Below are 20417 nucleotides of genomic sequence, written 5' to 3' on the forward strand. Positions count from 1 at the left end.
CATGCAACATCATGTTATAATTACTTGACACTATTTTTTATTTTTGACATAATAAATATGTTAAATCTTTTACTAAGATTAAAGAGCTTCATAGAACATGAAATCTCTTGGATAATATCGGAAAAGGGAGGATTAATTATGAGTAACCAAGATAAACTAATTATTTCAGAAGAAGGTTTGAATAAATTAAAAGATGAATTAAAGCATTTACGAGGGCCAAAAAGAAAGGAAATAGCACAAAGAATTAAAGAGGCTCGTGAACTTGGGGATATTAGTGAGAACTCCGAATATGATGATGCTAAGAATGAACAAGCATTTGTAGAAGGTAGAATAAAAAAATTAGAAAATATGATTAAGAATGCTGAAGTTATTAATGAAGATGAAATTGATACAACTGAAGTGAATGTTGGAACTACAGTTAGACTATTAGATAAAGAATTTGATGAAGAGGTAGAATATAAAATTGTTAGTTCTGCTGAAACTAACCCAGATGAAAACAAAATTTCTAATGCATCACCAGTTGGCAAAGGGTTATTAGGCCATAAAGTAGGAGATACTGTAGAAATTGATATTCCAGCTGGGAGTATAGAATATGAAGTACTAGCAATTAAAAAATAGTACTATGGAGGTATTGCAATGGCAACAAATGATAGTGAACTGAATGAATTAATGCTAAAGAGAAGAAGAAAATTAGACAATTTGAAAGAAGAAGGAATTAATGCATATGGTAATGATTTTAATCGGTCTCATACTGTAGAAGATGTAGTAGAAGATTATGACCAACTGAGAGAAGAAAAAGTTATGGTTAAAGTAGCTGGTAGAATTATGGCTGTTAGGAATCATGGTAAATCGAGCTTTGCTGATTTAAAAGATATGTCAGGTAAAGTTCAATTGTATGTTAAGGAAGGTAATGTTGGAGAAGAGGGCTATGAGCTTTTCAATGATTTAGATATTGGAGATCAAATTGGAATAGAAGGATTATTATTCAAGACACGGCAAGGGGAAGTAACTATTCAGGTAGAAGAATTTAAAGTTCTTGCTAAATCATTACGACCACTACCAGAAAAGTGGCACGGTTTAACAGATGTAGAGAAAAGGTATCGACAAAGATATGTGGATTTAATTGTAAATGATGATGTACAACAAAACTTTATAATTAGAAGTAAAATTTTACATAAGATTAGAGAATATTTAGAAGAAGAAGATTTTTTAGAGGTGCAGACTCCTTTAATGCATTCTGTGGCTGGAGGTGCTGCTGCTAGACCTTTTGTTACTCATCATAATGCTTTGGATACAGATTTATATATGAGAATTGCTCCTGAACTTTATTTAAAGAGATTACTAGTAGGTGGTTTTGAAAAAGTATTTGAATTGGGTAAGAATATGCGTAATGAAGGACTATCAACTAAGCATAATCCAGAGTTTACTTCTTTAGAAGTTTATCAAGCATATGCAGATTATAATGATATGATGGAGTTAACAGAAGATTTAATAAAAAATGTAGCTGGAGATGTATTAGACAGTTTAGAAATAGAATATGATGAACAAGAAATAGATTTAAATAATTGGAGAAAGATGAGTATGGTAGAGGCAATTAAAGAGCATGCTGATGTTGATTTTAGTAATGTTGATGATTTAGAAGAGGCTAAAGCTTTGGCTGATAATAAGGGTATAGATTATAATGAGAATACTGCAGTAGGTGAAATTATTAATGAGTTCTTTGAAGAATATGTAGAAGATAATTTAATTCAGCCAACTTTTATTACTCAATATCCAGTTGAAGTATCTCCGTTAGCAAGAAGGAATCCTAATAACCCAAACTTTACAGATAGATTTGAATTATTTATTGCTGGTAATGAAATTGCTAATGCTTTCTCTGAATTAAATGATCCGATTGATCAAAAGGAAAGATTTAAAAAACAAATGGAGCAAAGAGAAGCAGGTGATGATGAAGCTCATATGATGGATAATGACTTTATTAGAGCTTTAGAGTACGGAATGCCACCAGCTGGTGGGCTAGGAATTGGAATTGACAGATTAATTATGCTACTAACTAACTCTCTATCTATTAGAGAAGTTATCTTATTCCCACACTTAAGGCCTGAAAAAGAGTAAGTATTATAAAAAAGGAGGGGCATTCCTCCTTTTTTTGTATTTACTGTAATAAATTATAGGTTAAAAGTATTTCTAACAGATGTTATAATTATATTTAGCATTATAATTTAATAATTTAAGAGGTGTTAGTAGTGAATAATAAATTATTTATTTCTATATTTATTATGATATTTATTTTTGGTCATGTAGCTTTAGTTGATGCTAAATTACATATAAAAGGTGATAATTTATTACAGTTTGAGGTACAATATGAAGGCTATCAAAAGAATAAAGAAAAATACAATTTAGATATTCCAGAATTAATACCTCTATACGTTAAGCATTCTAAAAGAGTTAAAGGGATTTATATAAATAGTCGGGTAGCTAAAAGTGAACTTAAAATGGATAAATTGATTAAATTAATTAATGAAAGCAATTTAAATGCTGTCGTGATTGATATTAAGAGTATAACCGGAAATACTATTTTTTCTAAAAGTAATGAAACCAAGGATAAATTAAAAAAGTTAATAACTAAATGTCATAGAAATAGTATTTATGTAATTGGACGCTTGGCTGTTTTTAAAGATATTAAGTTGGCTCAACAATCTAAGTATTCATTAAAATACACCTTAGTTACGGATAAAGAGGTTACAATAAATAGTAATCAATGGTCTAATCCATACTCTAAAGAGGTGTGGGATCATAACTTAAATATTGCACAAAAGGCAGCAAATTTAGGGGTGGATGAAATTCAATTTGATTATATTCGTTTTCCGGTATTAGCTGAGAATAGTAAATTTGTCATTAAATCTTCATTGAAAGAATCTAAAGCAGATACTATTGTAAATTTTTTAAAGTATGCTCAAGATAAATTAACAGATGAGAGTGTATTATTATCTGCTGATGTTTTTGGATTAACGACTACTGTTGATGGAGACTTAGGTATTGGACAAGATATCACCCGAATGGTAAACTATGTAGATTATATCTCACCAATGATTTATCCTTCACATTATAATAAAGGAATGTATGGTTTAGAAGATCCTAGTTCCCGACCTTATCAACTAATAAGCAGAAGTCTAGAGGATGCTAAAGAAAAACTAGGAAAAAATAGTTATAAACTAAGACCATGGTTACAAGATTTCTCTTTACAATACACATATAAAGCACGAGAAATTAAGGCTCAGATTAAAGCTGTGGAAAAGCAAGAAATAAACGGTTGGTTATTATGGAATCCTGCTTCTAATTATACAGTTGAAGCTTTAATTAATAGAAGAAGGAGGATAAGATAAAATGAAATTAACTGAAGAACGAGTTATTCCTAAGAAAATGAATCCTAATAATGGATTATTAATTGAACATATTGCACGTTATAAATTTGCTAGCAAATATACTCGAGGTAGAGTTTTAGATTTTGCTTGTGGAGTAGGATATGGTGCAGAAGTTTTATTAGCAATGGGAGAAGGTATAAAAAAGATTATAGGAATAGATATTAATAAAGAGTGTATAAAGTATGCTCGACAGCATTATAAATTTCCTTGGACTGAGTTTAGGGTTGGTAGTGCTACTGACCCTGATTTAGCAGATGAAGTAGGAAAATTTGATACTATAATTAGTATGGAAACTGTCGAGCATATAAAAAATGATTATAAATTTATTGCTAATTTACAAAAGCTATTAAAAGAGGATGGCACTTTAATAATTTCTACTCCATTTGGACGTGGTAGGGAATATGAATGTTCAAATCCTTATCATTATCGTCAATATACAGAAGAAGAATTTAAAGAATTATTGAGTTATTTCTCACAAGTTGAACTTTTTTGTCAACGTGATAATACAATTGAAAGCCCAAAGCCTAAGCAAAAATATTATTTAATGGTTGCTGTATGTAAACTTTAGCCTTCTGTATTTTTGAATATGTCATATTAAACTAATGGAAGTTAATCTTAGGTTTCACTTGACTATAAGTAAAACATGTGTTAAATTGATAATTGTGCTGTTGAAAAGAAGCAAATAAAAATAAAAATCTCTTGACAACAGACATTAAATTTGTTAATATAGTAAATGTCGCTTGAAAAGAGAAATCATTTTCTTGGGACAAGCAAGAAAAAGATAGAAAAAGTCTTGACAGTGATAAACTAATTTGTTAATATAGTAAATGTCGCTTAAAAAGACAAGAGACATTTGGTCTTTGAAAACTAAACAATGTAGAGTTTTGACTATCTAAGTCAGTTTCAAACTCTTATCCTTTATTCGGAGAGTTTGATCCTGGCTCAGGACGAACGCTGGCGGCGTGCTTAACACATGCAAGTTGTGCGAGAAAGTTACCTTCGGGTAACAAGTAAAGCAGCGAACGGGTGAGTAACGCGTAAGTATCTACCTTTAAGTCTGGGATAACTCTTCGAAAGAGGGGCTAATACCAGATATACTCCTTTGGAGGAAAGATGGTATTACTATTGCTTAAAGATGAGCTTGCGTCCCATTAGCTAGTTGGTGAGATAACAGCTCACCAAGGCAACGATGGGTAGCCGACCTGAGAGGGTGATCGGCCACACTGGGACTGAGACACGGCCCAGACTCCTACGGGAGGGCTGCAGTGGGGAATCTTCCGCAATGGGCGAAAGCCTGACGGAGCAACGCCGCGTGAGTGATGAAGGCCTTAGGGTCGTAAAGCTCTGTCTTTAGGGAAGAACACTTTAGTAGTGAATAACTGCTAGAATTGACGGTACCTTTAAAGGAAGCCCCGGCTAATTACGTGCCAGCAGCCGCGGTAACACGTAAGGGGCTAGCGTTGTCCGGAATTACTGGGCGTAAAGGGTACGCAGGCGGTCTAGCAAGTCAGAGGTGAAATCCATTGGCTTAACCAATGAAGTGCCTTTGAAACTGTTAGACTTGAGAGCAAGAGAGGAAGATGGAATTCCTGGTGTAGTGGTGAAATACGTAGATATCAGGAAGAATACCAATGGCGAAAGCAGTCTTCTGGCTTGACTCTGACGCTGAGGTACGAAAGCTAGGGTATCAAACGGGATTAGATACCCCGGTAGTCCTAGCTGTAAACGCTGGATACTAGGTGTTGGAGGTTCAACTCCTTCGGTGCCGTAGTTAACGCTTTAAGCATCCCACCTGGGGAGTACGCCGGCAACGGTGAAACTCAAAGGAATTGACGGGGGCCCGCACAAGCGGAGGAACATGTGGTTTAATTCGATGATACGCGAAGAACCTTACCAGAACTTGACATCCCTGTGATCGTTCTTTAACAAGAACTTTTCCTTTTGGAACACAGATGACAGGTGGTGCATGGCTGTCGTCAGCTCGTGTCGTGAGATGTTGGGTTAAGTCCCGCAACGAGCGTAACCCCTATTCTTAGTTGCCAGCATGTAGTGATGGGGACTCTAAGAAGACTGCCGCGGGAGCAACGCGGAGGAAGGTGGGGATGACGTCAAGTCATCATGCCCCTTATGTTCTGGGCTACACACGTGCTACAATGGTTTATACAGAGGGGAGCGAAGCCGCAAGGTGGAGCAAATCCCCAAAAGTAGACCTCAGTTCGGATTGCAGATTGCAACTCATCTGCATGAAGCTGGAGTCGCTAGTAATCGTGGATCAGAATGCCACGGTGAATCCGTTCTCGGGCCTTGTACACACCGCCCGTCACACCACCCGAGTTGGGGGCACCAGAAGTCACTGACCTAACTTTTAGAAGGAAGTGCCGAAGGTGTGCCCGATAAGGGGGGTGAAGTCGTAACAAGGTAGCCGTACCGGAAGGTGCGGCTGGATCACCTCCTTTCTAAGGAGTTAAACACGAAGATAGTCAATCCTACATTGTTTAGTTTTGAGAGACTGAGAAGTCTCAATTGCACCTTGAAAACTGCACAATAGCGATTAATCTAGATTAAACTAGTAAGGGCGTATGGTGGATATCTAGGCGCTAGAAGCCGAAGACGGACGTGGCAAGCTGCGATAAGCCTTGGTAAGCTGCAAACAAGTGATAATCCAGGGATTTCCTAATGAGAGCACTTAACATGGTAACCCATGTTATCTTAGAGCTAACTAGAATAACTCTAAGAGGGTAACGGGGCGAACTGAAACATCTTAGTAACCCTAGGAAAAGAAAGAAAATCGATTCCCTAAGTAGCGGCGAGCGAAAGGGGAAGAGTCCAAACTGTAATAGTGTATAAGCTTATGGGCATTGCTATTACAGGGTAGTAGGTCTATTATGATACTACCATAAAAGTATCATAGATATCTTTTTAGTTAATTGAAGTAGTTGGGAAGCTACACCACAGATGGTAATAGTCCAGTAGATGAAAACTAAAAAGGATCTAAATAGCACCTGAGTACCATGAGTCACGTGGAACCTCGTGGGAAGCAAGGAGGACCATCTCCTAAGGCTAAATACTAACTAGCGACCGATAGTGAACCAGTACCGTGAGGGAAAGATGAAAAGAACCCCGGGAGGGGAGTGAAATAGACCTTGAAACCATATGCTTACAAGCGGTCAGAGGGCGTATGTGCCTGATGGCGTGCTTTTTGCTTAACGAACCGGCGAGTTATGTTAAGTGGCACAGGTTAAGCCAAAAAGGTGAAGCCGAAGCGAAAGCGAGTCTGAAGAGGGCGTAAGTCGCTTAGCATAGACCCGAAACCGAGTGATCTATCCATGGCCAGGATGAAGCATGTGTAATAGCATGTGGAGGTCCAAACCGCATTGACGTTGAAAAGTCATGGGATGAGCTGTGGATAGGGGTGAAAGGCCAATCGAACTCGGAGATAGCTGGTTCTCCCCGAAATAGCTTTAGGGCTAGCCTTAAGATTGCTATATTGGCTGTAGAGCACTGATTGGACTAGGGGCTTACCCAAGCTACCGAATCCAGTCAAACTCCGAAGGCTGATATAGAGAACTTAAGAGTCAGACTATGTGGGATAAGCTTCATAGTCGAGAGGGAAACAACCCAGACCGCCAGTTAAGGTCCCAAAGTGTAAACTAAGTGGCAAAGGAAGTGAGACTGCCTAGACAACCAGGATGTTGGCTTAGAAGCAGCCATTCATTTAAAGAGTGCGTAATAGCTCACTGGTCGAGTGGTCTTGCGCCAAAAATATACGGGGCTTAAGTTTACCACCGAAACTGCGGATTGGTTAATCCAATGGTAGGGGAGCATTCTATACGGGAAGAAGTAGTACCGAAAGGAGCTATGGACTGTATAGAAGCGATAATGCCGGTATGAGTAACGAGAAATAGGTGAGAATCCTATTCGCCGAAAGTCCAAGGTTTCCTGAGCAAGGCTCGTCCGCTCAGGGTAAGTCGGGTCCTAAGCCAAGGCCGAAAGGCGTAGGTGATGGATAGTCGGTTAAAAATCCGACACTACCTATTAGCATTTGAGTGAAGAGGTGACGCAGGAAGATAGGTTTGCCTGAGAACGGTATATCAGGTTGAAGCATTAAAGAGGATGATTTAGGTAAATCCGGATCATCATTAACTCTAAGGTGTGACCAGGAGTTTCTACGGAAACGAAGTAATTGATTCTCCACTGCCAAGAAAAACCTCTAACAAGTTAGTAGGTACCCGTACCGTAAACTGACACAGGTGGACTAGATGAGAATTCTAAGGCGCGCGAGAGAACCTTCGTCAAGGAACTCGGCAAATTAGCCCCGTAACTTAGGGAGAAGGGGTACCTCATTAGCGTTATGCGCAAAGAGGTTGCAACAAAGAAGCTTAGGCGACTGTTTACCAAAAACACAGGTCTCTGCTAAGACGCAAGTCGAAGTATAGGGGCTGACGCCTGCCCGGTGCTGGAAGGTCACGGGGAGATGTTAGGAACTTTGTTCTAAAGCATCGAACTTAAGCCCCAGTGAACGGCGGCCGTAACTATAACGGTCCTAAGGTAGCGAAATTCCTTGTCGGGTAAGTTCCGACCTGCACGAATGGCGAAACGACCTAAGCACTGTCTCGACGAAGGACTCGGTGAAATTGAAGTGTCTGTGAAGATGCAGACTACCCGCGACTGGACGGAAAGACCCCGTGGAGCTTTACTGCAGTCTGATATTGAATTTTGGTACACTATGTACAGTATAAGTGGGAGGCTTTGAAATCGGCACGCTAGTGTCGATGGAGCCATCATTGGGATACCACTCTTATTGTGCCGTGATTCTAACCAAGCGCTATAATCTAGTGCTGGGACAGTTTCAGACGGGCAGTTTGACTGGGGCGGTCGACTCCTAAAGAGTAACGGAGTCGCCCAAAGGTTCCCTCAGTGTGGTCGGAAATCACACGTAGAGTGTAAAGGCATAAGGGAGCTTGACTGCAAGACATACAGGTCGAGCAGGTACGAAAGTAGGGCTTAGTGATCCGATGGCTAAGAATGGAATTGCCATCGCGCAACGGATAAAAGTTACCCCGGGGATAACAGGCTTATCTCCCCCAAGAGTTCACATCGACGGGGAGGTTTGGCACCTCGATGTCGGCTCGTCGCATCCTGGAGCTGGAGCAGGTTCCAAGGGTTGGGCTGTTCGCCCATTAAAGCGGCACGCGAGCTGGGTTCAGAACGTCGTGAGACAGTTCGGTCCCTATCCGTCGTGGGCGCAGGATATTTGAGAGAAACTATCCCTAGTACGAGAGGACCGGGATGGACGTACCGCTGGTGGATCAATTGTCAACCATTGGCATTGTTGAGTAGCTAAGTGCGGAACTGATAAGCGCTGAAAGCATCTAAGCGTGAAGCAGATCTCAAGATTAGATATCCCATGGAATAATCCAGTAAGATCCCTGATAGACTATCAGGTAGATAGGCCAGAGGTGTAAGTGTGGTAACACATTAAGCTGACTGGTACTAATAGAGCGAGGGTTTAATCTAGAATGACTATTGTGCAGTTTTGAAAGTGTAATAAAATATTCTGGTGGTGATTGCGGAGGGGTAACACCTGTTCCCGACGAACACGGATGTTCTAGTGTCCTAAGTGGCACAGGATGTGCCGGTTCGAAGGACCATCTCGAACACAGCAGTTAAGTCCTCCAGCGCCGATGGTACTATAGGGGCAGCCTTATGGGAGAGTAGGTCGCTGCCAGAATCAATTATATAATTGATGATGTAGAATTGACAATTAAAGAGATTTAAAAATAAAACCATAGTTTTTATGGTTTTTAGTTATAGATTACTCTTTTTTTATTGTTAATTTATATTTTTTTAGTTTGAATTCAACTGTAAATTGTACATTGTCAATTAATAATATCGTTCCCCGATAGCTCAGTTGGTAGAGCGAGTGGCTGTTAACCACTTTGTCGTAGGTTCAAGTCCTACTCGGGGAGCCAATTTATTTTTTTGATGATACCTTTTAAAAGGTATCATTTTTATTTTTTGTATAGGTTATGAACTAATATTAAATAATAAAATAAGGATAGTCTTTCTAAATAATAATTAATACTAATAAAGCTTGAAAATAGAATAATTTTATAGTAAAATATAGTCAAAGTCAGAGATGGTCAAATATTTAGAGGAGAGATCTATATGGCAAGTCTAGCTGATCAGATAGAAAAGTATTTAAAAAGGTTATTAGGTCATAATAACATCATAAAGCTGAAGAGGATTAATCTATCTAAAAAATTTGATTGTGCACCTTCACAGATAAATTATGTTTTAAATACTAGGTTTACTAGAGAAAGAGGTTATTTAATTGATAGTCAACGAGGTGGAGCTGGCTATATAATGGTAACCAAGATTAAGTTGACTTCGAAATGTAAAATACTTAATCAATTATTCGATAATATAAAGGATCAAATTAATCAACGTAAAGCATTAAATATAATTGAGCGATTATATGAGATAAAGGTAATATCATTAGCAGAAAAGAAGCTGTTTAAAGAGTTAATTGATAAGCAAACTTTAGGATTGGAATCATCTAAGTGTGATTTAGTTCGAGCTAGGCTGTTAAAGTCAATATTAAAGTCTTTAGTTAAAAAGGAGGGGTAAGATGCTTTGTCAAGAGTGTCAGGAAAGGCAAGCCAAATTACATGTAACTAAGATTATTAATGGAGAAAAAAAAGAATTATATTTATGTCAAGAATGTGCTCAATCTAATAATGAATTAGATTTTAGTTTGGATTTTTCATTTGATAATATATTAACTGGATTATTAAATGATAAATTAACTTCTAAAGCTAAAATAGGTTTAAATGAAACTCATCTTGAGTGTGATGTGTGTGGTTTAAGTTATGTTGACTTTAGTCGTAATGGGAGATTAGGATGTAGCAATTGTTATACTTCATTTCGAAATAAATTAGGTAAGGTTTTACGGAGAATTCATAGCAGTACAGATCATACTGGTAAAATTCCTAAGCGAGCAGGAGAAAAAGTTAGGTTAAAAAGGAAGATTAAAGAATTAAGAAGAGAGATGGATGAAGTTGTAAGGAAGGAAGAATTTGAAAGAGCAGCTGAGATAAGAGATAAAATTAAAGAATTAGATGATAAATTGGAGGCGGAGGAGGGATAAAATGGATGATGCTTTTGTGAGTCGCTGGATGGAGCAAATAGGTTCAGAATCAGATATAGTAGTTAGCAGTAGAATTAGATTAGCTCGTAATTTGGATAAAGTCCCCTTTACTATGCAGGCTACAGATAAAGAGTTATCTTTAGTTACAAATAAAGTTAGCAATTTGATTAATAATGATAATAAGTTTGATTTAGATTTAATGTCTTTAGACACATTATCAGAAACTGAGAGAATGATGCTGGTAGAACGTCATTTGATCAGTCCTGAATATGCTAAGAATGTTCAAAATAGATTATTGGCATTATCTAAAGATGAGGTTATTAGTTTAATGGTCAATGAAGAAGATCATCTTAGATTACAAATACTACTGCCAGGTCTGGAATTAGAGGATGGGTGGGATATAGCTGATGAAGTAGATAATTACTTAGAAAACAATTTGAATATGGCTTTTGATGAAGAATATGGTTACTTAACTGCTTGTCCTACTAATGTAGGGACAGGATTAAGGGCCTCGGTAATGGTTCATTTGCCTGCTTTAAGTATTTTGGATAGGGTTAATAGCTTGATGGGAGTTATTTCAAAATTAGGTTTAGCTGTTAGAGGTTTATATGGTGAAGGAACAGATACAATAGGTAATTTATATCAGATTTCTAATCAAGTAACTTTAGGAAATTCTGAAGAAGAAATTATAGAAAACTTACTTGAAGTAACTCATCAAATTATTAATAAAGAGCGAAATGCTCGTAAAAGTTTATTAAAAGAAGAAGAAATGAATTTAAAGGATATGGTCTCTAGAGCTTATGGGACATTAAAGCATGCTTATAGTATTTCCATTGAAGAGGCATTAGAATTAATTTCAAATGTAAGATTAGGTGTTGATTTGGGAATACTAGATGAAAACCCTACTTTATTAACGCAGTTGATGATTATTACTAGACCTGCTACATTAAAGATGATTAAAGGCAATGAAAATGAAATAAATGATTATAATGTTTACCGAGCAGAATTGATTAGAAATAAATTAAGGAGGGAATGATATGCTTTTTGGTAGATTTACTGAGAGGGCCAAGGAAGTAATGTCCTTTTCGCAAAAAGAAGCGCAAAATTTAGGACATAATTATGTGGGGACAGAACACTTATTATTAGGTTTGCTAAAAGAAGGAGAAGGAATAGCAGCTAAAGTTTTAAAAAAGAACAAATTACAATTAGATGATTTAAGAAATAAAATTAAAGATATGATTGGAGAATCTGAGGGCCAATTAAATGCTAAGACTCTTTCTTTTACTCCAAGAACCAAAAAAGTATTAAATCTTTCTTCAGAAGAAGCAAGAAGATTAGGACATAATTATGTAGGAACAGAACATTTATTATTAGGTTTATTAAAAGAAGGCGAAGGAGTAGCAGCACGAATATTAAAAAAAGAAGGATTAGAGTTTGATAAGATTAAAAAGCAGGTGGTTAATATGTTAGGAGGAGCCAAAAAGAAGAATAATGGATATGGTAAATATAAGTCTGGTCGTCATAAGGGGAAATTAGATCAATATAGTCGTGATTTGACGCAACTTGCAGCTGAAGGAAAACTTGATCCAGTTATAGGTAGAAATAAGGAAATAAAGCGGGTTATTCAAATTTTAAGTAGACGTAGAAAGAATAATCCAGTTTTAATTGGAGAACCAGGTGTTGGTAAGACTGCCATTGCTGAAGGACTAGCCCAAAGAATTGCGGAGGAAGAAGTTCCAGAAACATTAGTGAACAAACGAATTTTAGCTTTGGATTTAAGTTCTATGTTAGCAGGTTCAAAATATAGAGGGGAATTTGAGAAGCGTTTGAAAGCAATAATGAAAGAAATTTCAGAGTCTGGAGATGTAATTTTATTCATTGATGAATTGCATAATTTAGTAGGAGCCGGAGGAGCCGAAGGAGCTATAGATGCTGCTAATATTTTAAAACCTGCTTTAGCTAGAGGAGAATTACAGACTATTGGAGCTACAACATTAGATGAGTATAGAAAGCATGTAGAAGAAGATGCAGCTTTAGAACGTAGATTTCAATCAATTTTGGTAGAAGAGCCAACTATTGAAGATACAGTGAAAATTTTAAAAGGATTACGTGATGTTTATGAAGCTCACCATAGAGTGAAGATTACAGATGATGCTATTATGGCAGCAGCTGAGCTATCCCACCGTTATATCAATGATCGTTTCTTACCTGATAAAGCAATAGACTTAATTGATGAATCAGGTTCTCAAGCTAGACTACAAGAAAATACCGCCCCAAATGAGTTAAAACAATTAAGTAAAAAACTTGAAAGAATAGAACAGGAAAAAGAAGCTGCTATTGAAGCTCAAGAATTTGAAGAAGCAGCAGATTTGCGTGATCAAGAACAACAAATTAAAGATCAGTTAGAAGAGATTAAGACAGAGTGGAAGAATGAAAAAGGAATGAATGAGACAGTAATTACTAAGGAGAATATTGCAGAAATTGTTTCTGATTGGACTGGAGTTCCAGTTACTAAGTTGGCCCAAGAAGAATCAGAGCGTTTACTTAATTTAGAAGCTGAATTGCATGAGCGAGTTGTGGGCCAAGATGAAGCAGTTGAATCTGTAGCTCAAGCTATCAGAAGGGCTAGAGCTGGATTAAAAGATCCCAAACGTCCTATTGGCTCTTTTATTTTCTTAGGGCCAACTGGAGTAGGAAAAACAGAATTAGCTAAAACTTTAGCTGAGTCAATGTTTGATGATGAAGATGCTATGATTAGAGTTGATATGTCTGAATATATGGAGAAACATGCTGTTTCTAGATTAGTAGGTGCTCCTCCAGGATATGTAGGACATGATGAAGGTGGACAGTTAACAGAAGAGGTTAGACGTCGTCCTTATTCAGTAATCTTATTAGATGAGATTGAAAAAGCCCATCCGGAAGTTTTTAATGTTTTATTACAGCTTTTAGAAGATGGTCAACTTACTGATGCTCAAGGAAGAACGGTTGATTTTAAGAATACTGTAGTAATTATGACTTCTAATGTAGGAGCTGATTTAATTCAAAATAATACTGGAGGACTTGGATTTAAGTCCCCAGAAAATATTGATACAGAGTATGAAGATATGAAAGAAAAAGTTATGGGAAAAATGAAGGATACTTTCAGACCAGAATTTCTTAATAGATTAGATGAGATAATTGTATTCCATTCTCTAACTGAAGAAGAGATCAAAGAAATTGTTGACTTTATGTTACAAGATTTAGAAGAGAGAATTATAAATAAAGATCTAAAATTAGATGTTACTGAGCCAGCAAAAGAATTACTTGCTGAAAAGGGTTATGATAAAGAGTTTGGAGCAAGACCACTCCGTAGAACAATCAGACGCATGATTGAGAATCCTTTATCCGAAAGATTACTAGCTGGTAAGTTTGAAGAAGGAGACACAATTAAGATTAATGCTCAAGAAGGAGAACTTAAATTTAGTAAATTATAAATTTAAGTTATAAGCAGAGGGAGTCCTCTGCTTATTTTAATTTAACAAAAAATTTTGATAAACTTGTAAAATTAAATAATAGCTGTTATAATATAATTTAACATTTTGTATATAATTAGGTGATTGTATGCCAAAACAGAAGAAGAGATATATTTGTCAAGAATGTGGTTATCAAGCTTTAAAATGGAGTGGACAATGTCCAGGTTGTGATAGTTGGAATACATTAGTAGAGGAAATTATTAATCCTAAACAAGAAAAGAAAGAACAACAGGTTACTGCTAATGTAAATCTTGAAACAATTGATAAGATTGAAACTAAGGTAGAAGATAGGTTAACATCTAATTTCCAAGAATTAGATCGAGTATTAGGGGGAGGTATAGTACCTGGGTCTTTAATTTTAATTGGTGGCGATCCAGGAATAGGGAAGTCTACCTTATTATTACAGGCTTCTTATAATATAAGTGAAGAATATGATAAAGTAATGTATGTTACAGGGGAGGAATCAAGGCGTCAAGTTAAACTACGTGCTAACAGATTAGAGGCAATTAGTTCTAGTTTATATATATTAGCAGAAACTAATTTATTATCTGTTATTAATAGTATTAAGGAGTTAAACCCTGATTTGGTAGTTATTGATTCAATTCAAACTATACATAATCCTAATTTAGATTCAGCACCGGGAAGTGTTAGCCAAGTTAGAGATGCTACTAATCGATTAATGAAATTAGCTAAGAAAGATGGAATTCCTGTTTTTGTAGTAGGACATGTAACTAAGCAAGGTTCTATTGCAGGGCCAAAGGTCTTAGAACATATGGTTGATACTGTTTTATATTTTGAGGGAGACCGACATCGAGATTATAGGATATTAAGAGCAGTTAAAAATAGATTTGGTTCTACAAATGAGGTTGGAATTTTTGAGATGCAGCAATCAGGATTAGAAGAAGTGTTAAATCCTTCTCAAGCTTTTATAGCTGAAAGACCTGAAGGAGTTTCTGGTTCTGTGATTATTCCTTGTTTAGAGGGAAGTCGCCCGATCTTAATTGAGCTCCAAGCTTTAGCATCTTCAGCTAATTTTGGTACACCTAGTCGAATGACTACTGGGATAGATCATAAACGAGTATCATTGATCTTAGCTGTATTAGAGAAAAGGTTGGGTTTGCATTTGCAAAATCAGGATGTCTACATTAATATTGTAGGTGGGTTTCAAGTAGATGAGCCAGCTATTGATTTAGGAATGGCTATAGCTATTGTATCTAGCTTTAGAGATGTATCTGTTTCAGAGAAATTAGCAGTGATTGGTGAAGTAGGATTATCTGGAGAAGTAAGGGCGATTAGTCAGATTGAAAAGCGGGTAAAAGAGGCTAGTAAGTTAGGTTTTAGTCAATTTATTATTCCTAAGAGTAACCTACAAGGACTTTCTTCTGCTTATCAAGATTTAACTATAAATGGTGTTGCTAATGTTAGAGAAGTTTTAGATCTTATTTTAGGAGGTGAATAGATGCCTGATTCTAACCACCAAGAATTTGCTGAAATATTAAAGTTGATTGCTCCGGGAACTTCTTTTAGAGAAGGATTGGAAAATATATTACGGGCCAAAACAGGTGCTTTAATTGTAGTAGGAGATAGTGAAGAAGTACTAGGTACTGTTGATGGAGGGTTTAATATTAATGCTGAAATGACCTCCGCGCGTTTATATGAATTGGCCAAAATGGATGGAGCTATTGTATTAAGTGAAAATGCTGAAAGGATTTTATGTGCTAATACGCAATTAGTTCCTGATCCTTCTATTTCTTCAATGGAGACTGGGACTAGACACCGAACTGCTGAAAGAATTGCTAGGCAGACTGGTGAACTGGTGATTTCTATTTCACAGCGGCGTGATGTTATTACTCTATATAAAGATAATAGCAAATATGTATTAGAAGATATTAGAGTTATTTTAGCTAAGGCAAATCAGGCTACGCAAACTTTAGAAAAGTATCGAAAAGTTTTAGATCAATCTTTAACTAATTTAAGTGCTTTAGAATTCGAAGATTTAGTTACTATTTCTGATGTAGCTACTGTATTACAAAGAACAGAAATGGTGCTGCGAATCAAGCGTGAAATTGAGCGGTATATTGTTGAATTGGGTAGTGAAGGACGATTAATTAAGATGCAGTTAGAGGAGTTAGTCTCTAATGTTAAAGAAGAAGGACTATTGATTATTAAAGATTATACAGCTCAAGTTGAAGCTGAAGAAGAGGAAGAACTAGAACAAATTGGTGACTTAACAGATATTTTTGATAAGATATCGTCTTGTTCTTCAGATGAATTATTAAGTTTATCTACTATTAGTAAATATTTAGGCTATGGTGGAAATATGAATGCTTTAGATTTATCTATTTCTCCGCGAGGATATAGATTATTAAGAAAGATTCCAAGATTGCCGATGCGGGTAATTGAAAATTTAGTTACTTCGTTCGGAAGTTTTCAGGAAATATTAAATGCCTCAATTGAAGAGTTAAATGATGTTGATGGAGTTGGAGAAGTTAGAGCTCAAGCTATTAAAGAAGGTTTAAAGAGGTTAAGAGACCAGGTTTTATTGGACCGTCACATGTAAAGATTGACATTTGATATTTTATCTGGTATAATTTAGAAGTATAATTATGCATTGAATGGAGGGTTAGATTAATGTTTGAAATTGGAGATGAAATTGTTTATCCAAATCATGGTGCTGGAACCATTATAGATATAGAAGAAAAGGAAATTTTAGGTGAAACCAAGAAGTATTATATTATGCAATTACCTATTGGTGAAATGAAAGTGATGATTCCTAAAGATAACATTGAAGAGGTAGGAATTAGAAATGTAATTGATCAGGAAATTGCTGAAAAGGTTTATTATGTGTTATCTGGAGAGCAAAGCGAAATGTCTCAAAATTGGAATCGGCGTTATAGAGCTAATTCGGAAAAAATTAAGACAGGTGATATATTTGAAGTAGCAGAAGTAGTTAGAAACTTGACTATCAGAGATATTATCAAAGGTTTATCAACTGGCGAGAAGAAGATGTTAAGTAATTCACGTCAGATCTTAATTAGTGAATTAGTATTAGCCGAAGATAGATCTCAAGAAGAAATAGAAGAAAAAATAGAAGAAATCTTTGCTGAACAAGATTTTGATGAAGAATAACGTCAGGAATTGACCTGACGTTTTATCTAATCAGGGAGTTTTCATAGAAGTGATCTTTCCTGATGCTATAAAATTATAAGGGGGTGAAGTAAGTGAATAAAATATCACATCTTATTTTTGTGATTTTAGGCTCTTTATTAGGTTATCAAACAATTTATGAACTGAATTTAAGAGAGCCATGGAGTTGGGAATTTGGAAATATTGTTACAAATAATAGTGTATTTGGTGTAGTAATTGGTGGATTAATAGGATTTATAATATTCCCTATTATAGCAGATCAATTAATCAAATGGATTTTAAAATTAAGAGAGGAATTAGAAAGGGTTCCTGGTAAAGATATTTTATCTGGAATAATAGGATTGGTTATTGGTTTAGGGTTAGGTGTGTTAGTAGTTCTTGCTTTTCCTATATTATCTATTCCTAAGTTTGGTATATTAATTCAAATAATAGTTAATGGTGGTTTAGGATATTTAGGTTGGAATTTAGGTGTTAAGAAAAGAGAAGAATTTTTTGGGGGACTAATTAAATCTAATAATATAATTAAAGAAGATACTAAAGAAGAGACTAATAAAGAAGAGGTAACAGGACAACCTAGTTATAAAATATTAGATACAAGTGTAATTATTGATGGTAGAATAGCTGATATTTGTCAAACTTCATTTATAGAAGGTGTACTAGTGGTTCCTGGTTTTGTATTAGAAGAGCTACAGCATATTGCAGATTCTTCTAATATTCTAAAGCGTAATAGGGGAAGAAGAGGATTAGACATTCTAAAAAAGATGCAAAATGAAATAGATATCGAGGTTCAAATATATGATTATGACTTTGAAGAAATTGAAGAGGTTGATAGTAAGCTAGTTAAGTTAGCTCAGGTTCTAGAAGGAAAGGTAGTAACAAATGATTATAATTTAAATAAGGTAGCAGAGCTACAAGGGGTCACTGTTTTAAATATTAATGAGTTAGCTAACGCAGTAAAACCTGTTGTACTACCAGGTGAAGAAATGGAAGTTAAGATTATCAAAGATGGAGAAGAGCCTGGTCAAGGAGTCGGTTATTTAGAAGATGGTACAATGGTTGTAGTAGATGAAGGAAAAGACTATATTGGAGATGAAATTGACGTATTAGTTACAAGTGTCTTACAGACAGCTGCTGGTAGAATGATTTTTGCTAAACCTAAATTTAGTGCTCAACAAGCATTATAATTTTGATGGGGGAATTAGTTATGAAGGTTAGTGTTGTTATTCCAGCTGCGGGCCAAGGAAAAAGGATGAAGGCTGATAAAAATAAGCAATTTTTATTATTAGATGGGATGCCTATCTTGGCCCATACGATTGATAAATTTGAACAAGTTGATTTAATAGAAGAAATAATAGTAGTAGCTCAAAAAGATGAAATTGATTATTGTAAAAATAAAATAATTGATGAGTATAATTTTACTAAAGTTAATAAGATAATAACAGGAGGAGCTACAAGACAAGAATCTGTATATAATGGTTTACAAGCAGTTAGTCAAGATACAGATTATATTTTAACTCATGATGGTGCTCGTCCACTGTTGACAACAGAGCTAATTAGGCATATAATTACAAAGGTTAAGCAATATAAAGCAGTATTAACAGCTGTCCCGGTGAAAGATACTATTAAAGTTGTTAATCAAGACGAAATGGTAATTAATACCCCAGATCGTTCTAAATTGGTAGCTGTTCAGACCCCTCAAGCCTTTGTTAAGGATTTAATTATTAAAGCTTACCAACAAGCTGCTAAAAATAATATTGTAGGAACTGATAGTGCTAGTTTAGTAGAAAACTTAGGTAAATCTGTTAAGGTGATAAGAGGTTCTTATGAAAATATAAAGGTTACTACTCCAGAAGACTTAGAAGTTGCAGAAAAGATTGTAATAAGGAGGAAAGAATGAGAGTCGGGATTGGGTATGATGTACATGCTTTAAAAAAAGGTGAGGAGTTAATATTAGGTGGGACTAGAATTGACTATAAATGGGGATTAGAAGGCCACTCTGATGCTGATGTTTTATTACATGCTATTAAAGATGCTTTATTAGGAGCTGTTGGTGAAGGAGATATTGGACAACATTTTCCTGATGATGATCCCCAGTATAAAGGAATCTCTAGTTTAGCTTTGTTAGAAGAAGTAGCTAAGATAATAGCTGCTAAGGGGTTTGTGGTTAATAACCTTGATACAGTAATTCAAGCTCAAAAACCGAAATTAGCTCCCTATCTTAATCAGATGAGAAAGAAGATAGCTCAAACTTTAAAAATTAATGAGACTAGAGTAAATATTAAAGCAACAACTACAGAACATTTAGGTTTTATAGGACGTAAAGAAGGAATTGCTGCTCAAGCAATTGTTAGCTTGAATGAGGAGGATTAAAAAAATGCTAGTAGAAAAAATAATGACTAAACAAGTTGTAACTGTCAATCCTAGTACAACTATTGAAGAAGCAGAACGTTTATTGGATGCTAATGATATTGGTAGACTAGTAGTTATTGATGATGAAGAAGTCGTAGGAATTATTACTGATGGAGATTTAGTGCAACATCATGATTTAAACAATACAATTAGTAATGTAATGGAGACAGATCTAATTACTATTCGAAATAATAAGAGTATTCAAGAAGCAGCTCAGTTATTATCTGACCATCGTATTGGTGGGGTTCCTGTATTAGATAATGTTAAAAAATTAGTAGGGATTGTTACAGCTGAAGATATTGTAGCTGGTTATGTAAGAGAGGAACAGGTAGAAAAGCTATCTCCTGAAAGTTCTGCCATTTATTTATCTATGACTCGTAGTAGAGAATATGAAGATTATTGGTTAGATAAGATAAAAGGTTATGGTTATCAAGTAGCTATTACTCAAACAGGGGCCAATGCTGAAAATTTACCAATTAAGTTAAGGGAGAGTACAACAGTTGCAGCTATTGCTCGGGGAGTTATAAAAGAAAATTTAAGAGAGAAGATGGCTGTATCTAATGCTGTTAAAGATGCTTATACACAACTTGAGTTAGTTAACCCTGGTTTAGGAGGCGGATTTAAGGTAGCTATTGTAAGAGGAAGAGGTAGATTAGCTGTTTCTGTTTTTGGGAAGTTTGGTCATGCATTAGTTGATGGTCCAGAACAGTTAGCAGTGGGAATGAGTGTTGTATAATTTGCAATAATTAATCTAGTAGTCTATAATAAATTTTG

Annotated in this window: 15 protein-coding genes, 1 tRNA gene and 3 rRNA genes; all 19 read left to right on the forward strand. The window is 35.7% G+C overall.

The window, feature by feature from the left end:
- Window positions 1-138: 138 nt before the first annotated feature.
- The 19 genes from greA (at window position 139) to HALHA_RS00825 (ending at window position 20379) form a co-directional block, all read left to right on the forward strand.
- The gene (greA, locus tag HALHA_RS00735; protein ID WP_015325889.1) at window positions 139-618 is read left to right on the forward strand and encodes a transcription elongation factor GreA; all 480 of its coding nucleotides are present in this window, start codon (window positions 139-141) and stop codon (window positions 616-618) included.
- An 18-nt stretch (window positions 619-636) separates the two neighbouring features.
- Window positions 637-2115, forward strand: coding sequence for a lysine--tRNA ligase (lysS, locus tag HALHA_RS00740; protein WP_015325890.1), 1479 nt, complete (start codon window positions 637-639; stop codon window positions 2113-2115).
- A gap of 131 nt (window positions 2116-2246) precedes the next feature.
- The gene (locus HALHA_RS00745) at window positions 2247-3386 is read left to right on the forward strand and encodes a putative glycoside hydrolase (protein WP_015325891.1); all 1140 of its coding nucleotides are present in this window, start codon (window positions 2247-2249) and stop codon (window positions 3384-3386) included.
- A 1-nt stretch (window position 3387) separates the two neighbouring features.
- Window positions 3388-3993 (forward strand): class I SAM-dependent methyltransferase, encoded by a 606-nt coding sequence (locus HALHA_RS00750; protein WP_015325892.1) that lies wholly within the window; start codon window positions 3388-3390, stop codon window positions 3991-3993.
- Between the two features lie 351 nt (window positions 3994-4344).
- Window positions 4345-5881: ribosomal RNA gene (locus tag HALHA_RS00755) — 16S ribosomal RNA — on the forward strand.
- A gap of 103 nt (window positions 5882-5984) precedes the next feature.
- A 23S ribosomal RNA gene (locus HALHA_RS00760) occupies window positions 5985-8942 on the forward strand.
- A 90-nt stretch (window positions 8943-9032) separates the two neighbouring features.
- Window positions 9033-9156 (forward strand): 5S ribosomal RNA (rrf, locus tag HALHA_RS00765).
- The 16S, 23S and 5S rRNA genes sit together here with 1 tRNA gene alongside, the layout of an rRNA operon.
- A 165-nt stretch (window positions 9157-9321) precedes the next feature.
- Window positions 9322-9397: transfer RNA gene (locus tag HALHA_RS00770), tRNA-Asn, on the forward strand.
- Between the two features lie 196 nt (window positions 9398-9593).
- The gene (locus tag HALHA_RS00775) at window positions 9594-10055 is read left to right on the forward strand and encodes a CtsR family transcriptional regulator (RefSeq protein WP_015325893.1); all 462 of its coding nucleotides are present in this window, start codon (window positions 9594-9596) and stop codon (window positions 10053-10055) included.
- Window position 10056: 1 nt separating this feature from the next.
- Window positions 10057-10575, forward strand: a complete 519-nt coding sequence (locus tag HALHA_RS00780) for a UvrB/UvrC motif-containing protein (protein ID WP_015325894.1) — start codon at window positions 10057-10059, stop codon at window positions 10573-10575.
- A 1-nt stretch (window position 10576) separates the two neighbouring features.
- Entirely contained in the window at window positions 10577-11611 is a 1035-nt protein-coding gene (locus HALHA_RS00785) for a protein arginine kinase (RefSeq protein ID WP_015325895.1), read from the forward strand.
- A gap of 1 nt (window position 11612) precedes the next feature.
- Window positions 11613-14048 carry an ATP-dependent Clp protease ATP-binding subunit gene (locus HALHA_RS00790; protein ID WP_015325896.1) on the forward strand — a complete coding sequence of 812 codons (2436 nt, stop codon included), beginning with the start codon at window positions 11613-11615 and terminating at the stop codon, window positions 14046-14048.
- 127 nt (window positions 14049-14175) lie between these two features.
- Window positions 14176-15546, forward strand: a complete 1371-nt coding sequence (radA, locus tag HALHA_RS00795) for a DNA repair protein RadA (RefSeq protein WP_015325897.1) — start codon at window positions 14176-14178, stop codon at window positions 15544-15546.
- Entirely contained in the window at window positions 15547-16647 is a 1101-nt protein-coding gene (gene disA, locus HALHA_RS00800; protein WP_015325898.1) for a DNA integrity scanning diadenylate cyclase DisA, read from the forward strand. It abuts the gene before it with no gap.
- A gap of 71 nt (window positions 16648-16718) precedes the next feature.
- A complete protein-coding gene (locus tag HALHA_RS00805; RefSeq protein ID WP_015325899.1) occupies window positions 16719-17216 on the forward strand; it encodes a CarD family transcriptional regulator in 498 nt (165 codons plus the stop codon).
- Between the two features lie 92 nt (window positions 17217-17308).
- Window positions 17309-18418 carry a PIN/TRAM domain-containing protein gene (locus HALHA_RS00810; protein WP_015325900.1) on the forward strand — a complete coding sequence of 370 codons (1110 nt, stop codon included), beginning with the start codon at window positions 17309-17311 and terminating at the stop codon, window positions 18416-18418.
- Window positions 18419-18438: 20 nt separating this feature from the next.
- Window positions 18439-19131, forward strand: a complete 693-nt coding sequence (gene ispD, locus HALHA_RS00815; RefSeq protein WP_015325901.1) for a 2-C-methyl-D-erythritol 4-phosphate cytidylyltransferase — start codon at window positions 18439-18441, stop codon at window positions 19129-19131.
- Window positions 19128-19604 (forward strand): 2-C-methyl-D-erythritol 2,4-cyclodiphosphate synthase, encoded by a 477-nt coding sequence (gene ispF, locus HALHA_RS00820; protein ID WP_015325902.1) that lies wholly within the window; start codon window positions 19128-19130, stop codon window positions 19602-19604. Before ispD ends, ispF begins: the two co-directional genes overlap by 4 nt.
- A 4-nt stretch (window positions 19605-19608) precedes the next feature.
- Window positions 19609-20379 (forward strand): HutP family protein, encoded by a 771-nt coding sequence (locus HALHA_RS00825; protein ID WP_015325903.1) that lies wholly within the window; start codon window positions 19609-19611, stop codon window positions 20377-20379.
- Window positions 20380-20417: the final 38 nt, after the last annotated feature.

This window comes from Halobacteroides halobius DSM 5150 (genome assembly GCF_000328625.1).
GTDB lineage: Bacteria > Bacillota > Halanaerobiia > Halobacteroidales > Halobacteroidaceae > Halobacteroides > Halobacteroides halobius.

Coding starts and splice junctions, on each gene's coding strand:
- lysS (WP_015325890.1), top strand. CDS start 637: ATGGCAACAAATGATAGTGAACTGAATGAATTAATGCTAAAGAGAAGA.
- HALHA_RS00780 (WP_015325894.1), top strand. CDS start 10,057: ATGCTTTGTCAAGAGTGTCAGGAAAGGCAAGCCAAATTACATGTAACT.
- ispF (WP_015325902.1), top strand. CDS start 19,128: ATGAGAGTCGGGATTGGGTATGATGTACATGCTTTAAAAAAAGGTGAG.
- disA (WP_015325898.1), top strand. CDS start 15,547: ATGCCTGATTCTAACCACCAAGAATTTGCTGAAATATTAAAGTTGATT.
- ispD (WP_015325901.1), top strand. CDS start 18,439: ATGAAGGTTAGTGTTGTTATTCCAGCTGCGGGCCAAGGAAAAAGGATG.
- HALHA_RS00805 (WP_015325899.1), top strand. CDS start 16,719: ATGTTTGAAATTGGAGATGAAATTGTTTATCCAAATCATGGTGCTGGA.
- HALHA_RS00785 (WP_015325895.1), top strand. CDS start 10,577: ATGGATGATGCTTTTGTGAGTCGCTGGATGGAGCAAATAGGTTCAGAA.
- greA (WP_015325889.1), top strand. CDS start 139: ATGAGTAACCAAGATAAACTAATTATTTCAGAAGAAGGTTTGAATAAA.
- HALHA_RS00775 (WP_015325893.1), top strand. CDS start 9,594: ATGGCAAGTCTAGCTGATCAGATAGAAAAGTATTTAAAAAGGTTATTA.
- HALHA_RS00750 (WP_015325892.1), top strand. CDS start 3,388: ATGAAATTAACTGAAGAACGAGTTATTCCTAAGAAAATGAATCCTAAT.
- radA (WP_015325897.1), top strand. CDS start 14,176: ATGCCAAAACAGAAGAAGAGATATATTTGTCAAGAATGTGGTTATCAA.
- HALHA_RS00825 (WP_015325903.1), top strand. CDS start 19,609: ATGCTAGTAGAAAAAATAATGACTAAACAAGTTGTAACTGTCAATCCT.
- HALHA_RS00790 (WP_015325896.1), top strand. CDS start 11,613: ATGCTTTTTGGTAGATTTACTGAGAGGGCCAAGGAAGTAATGTCCTTT.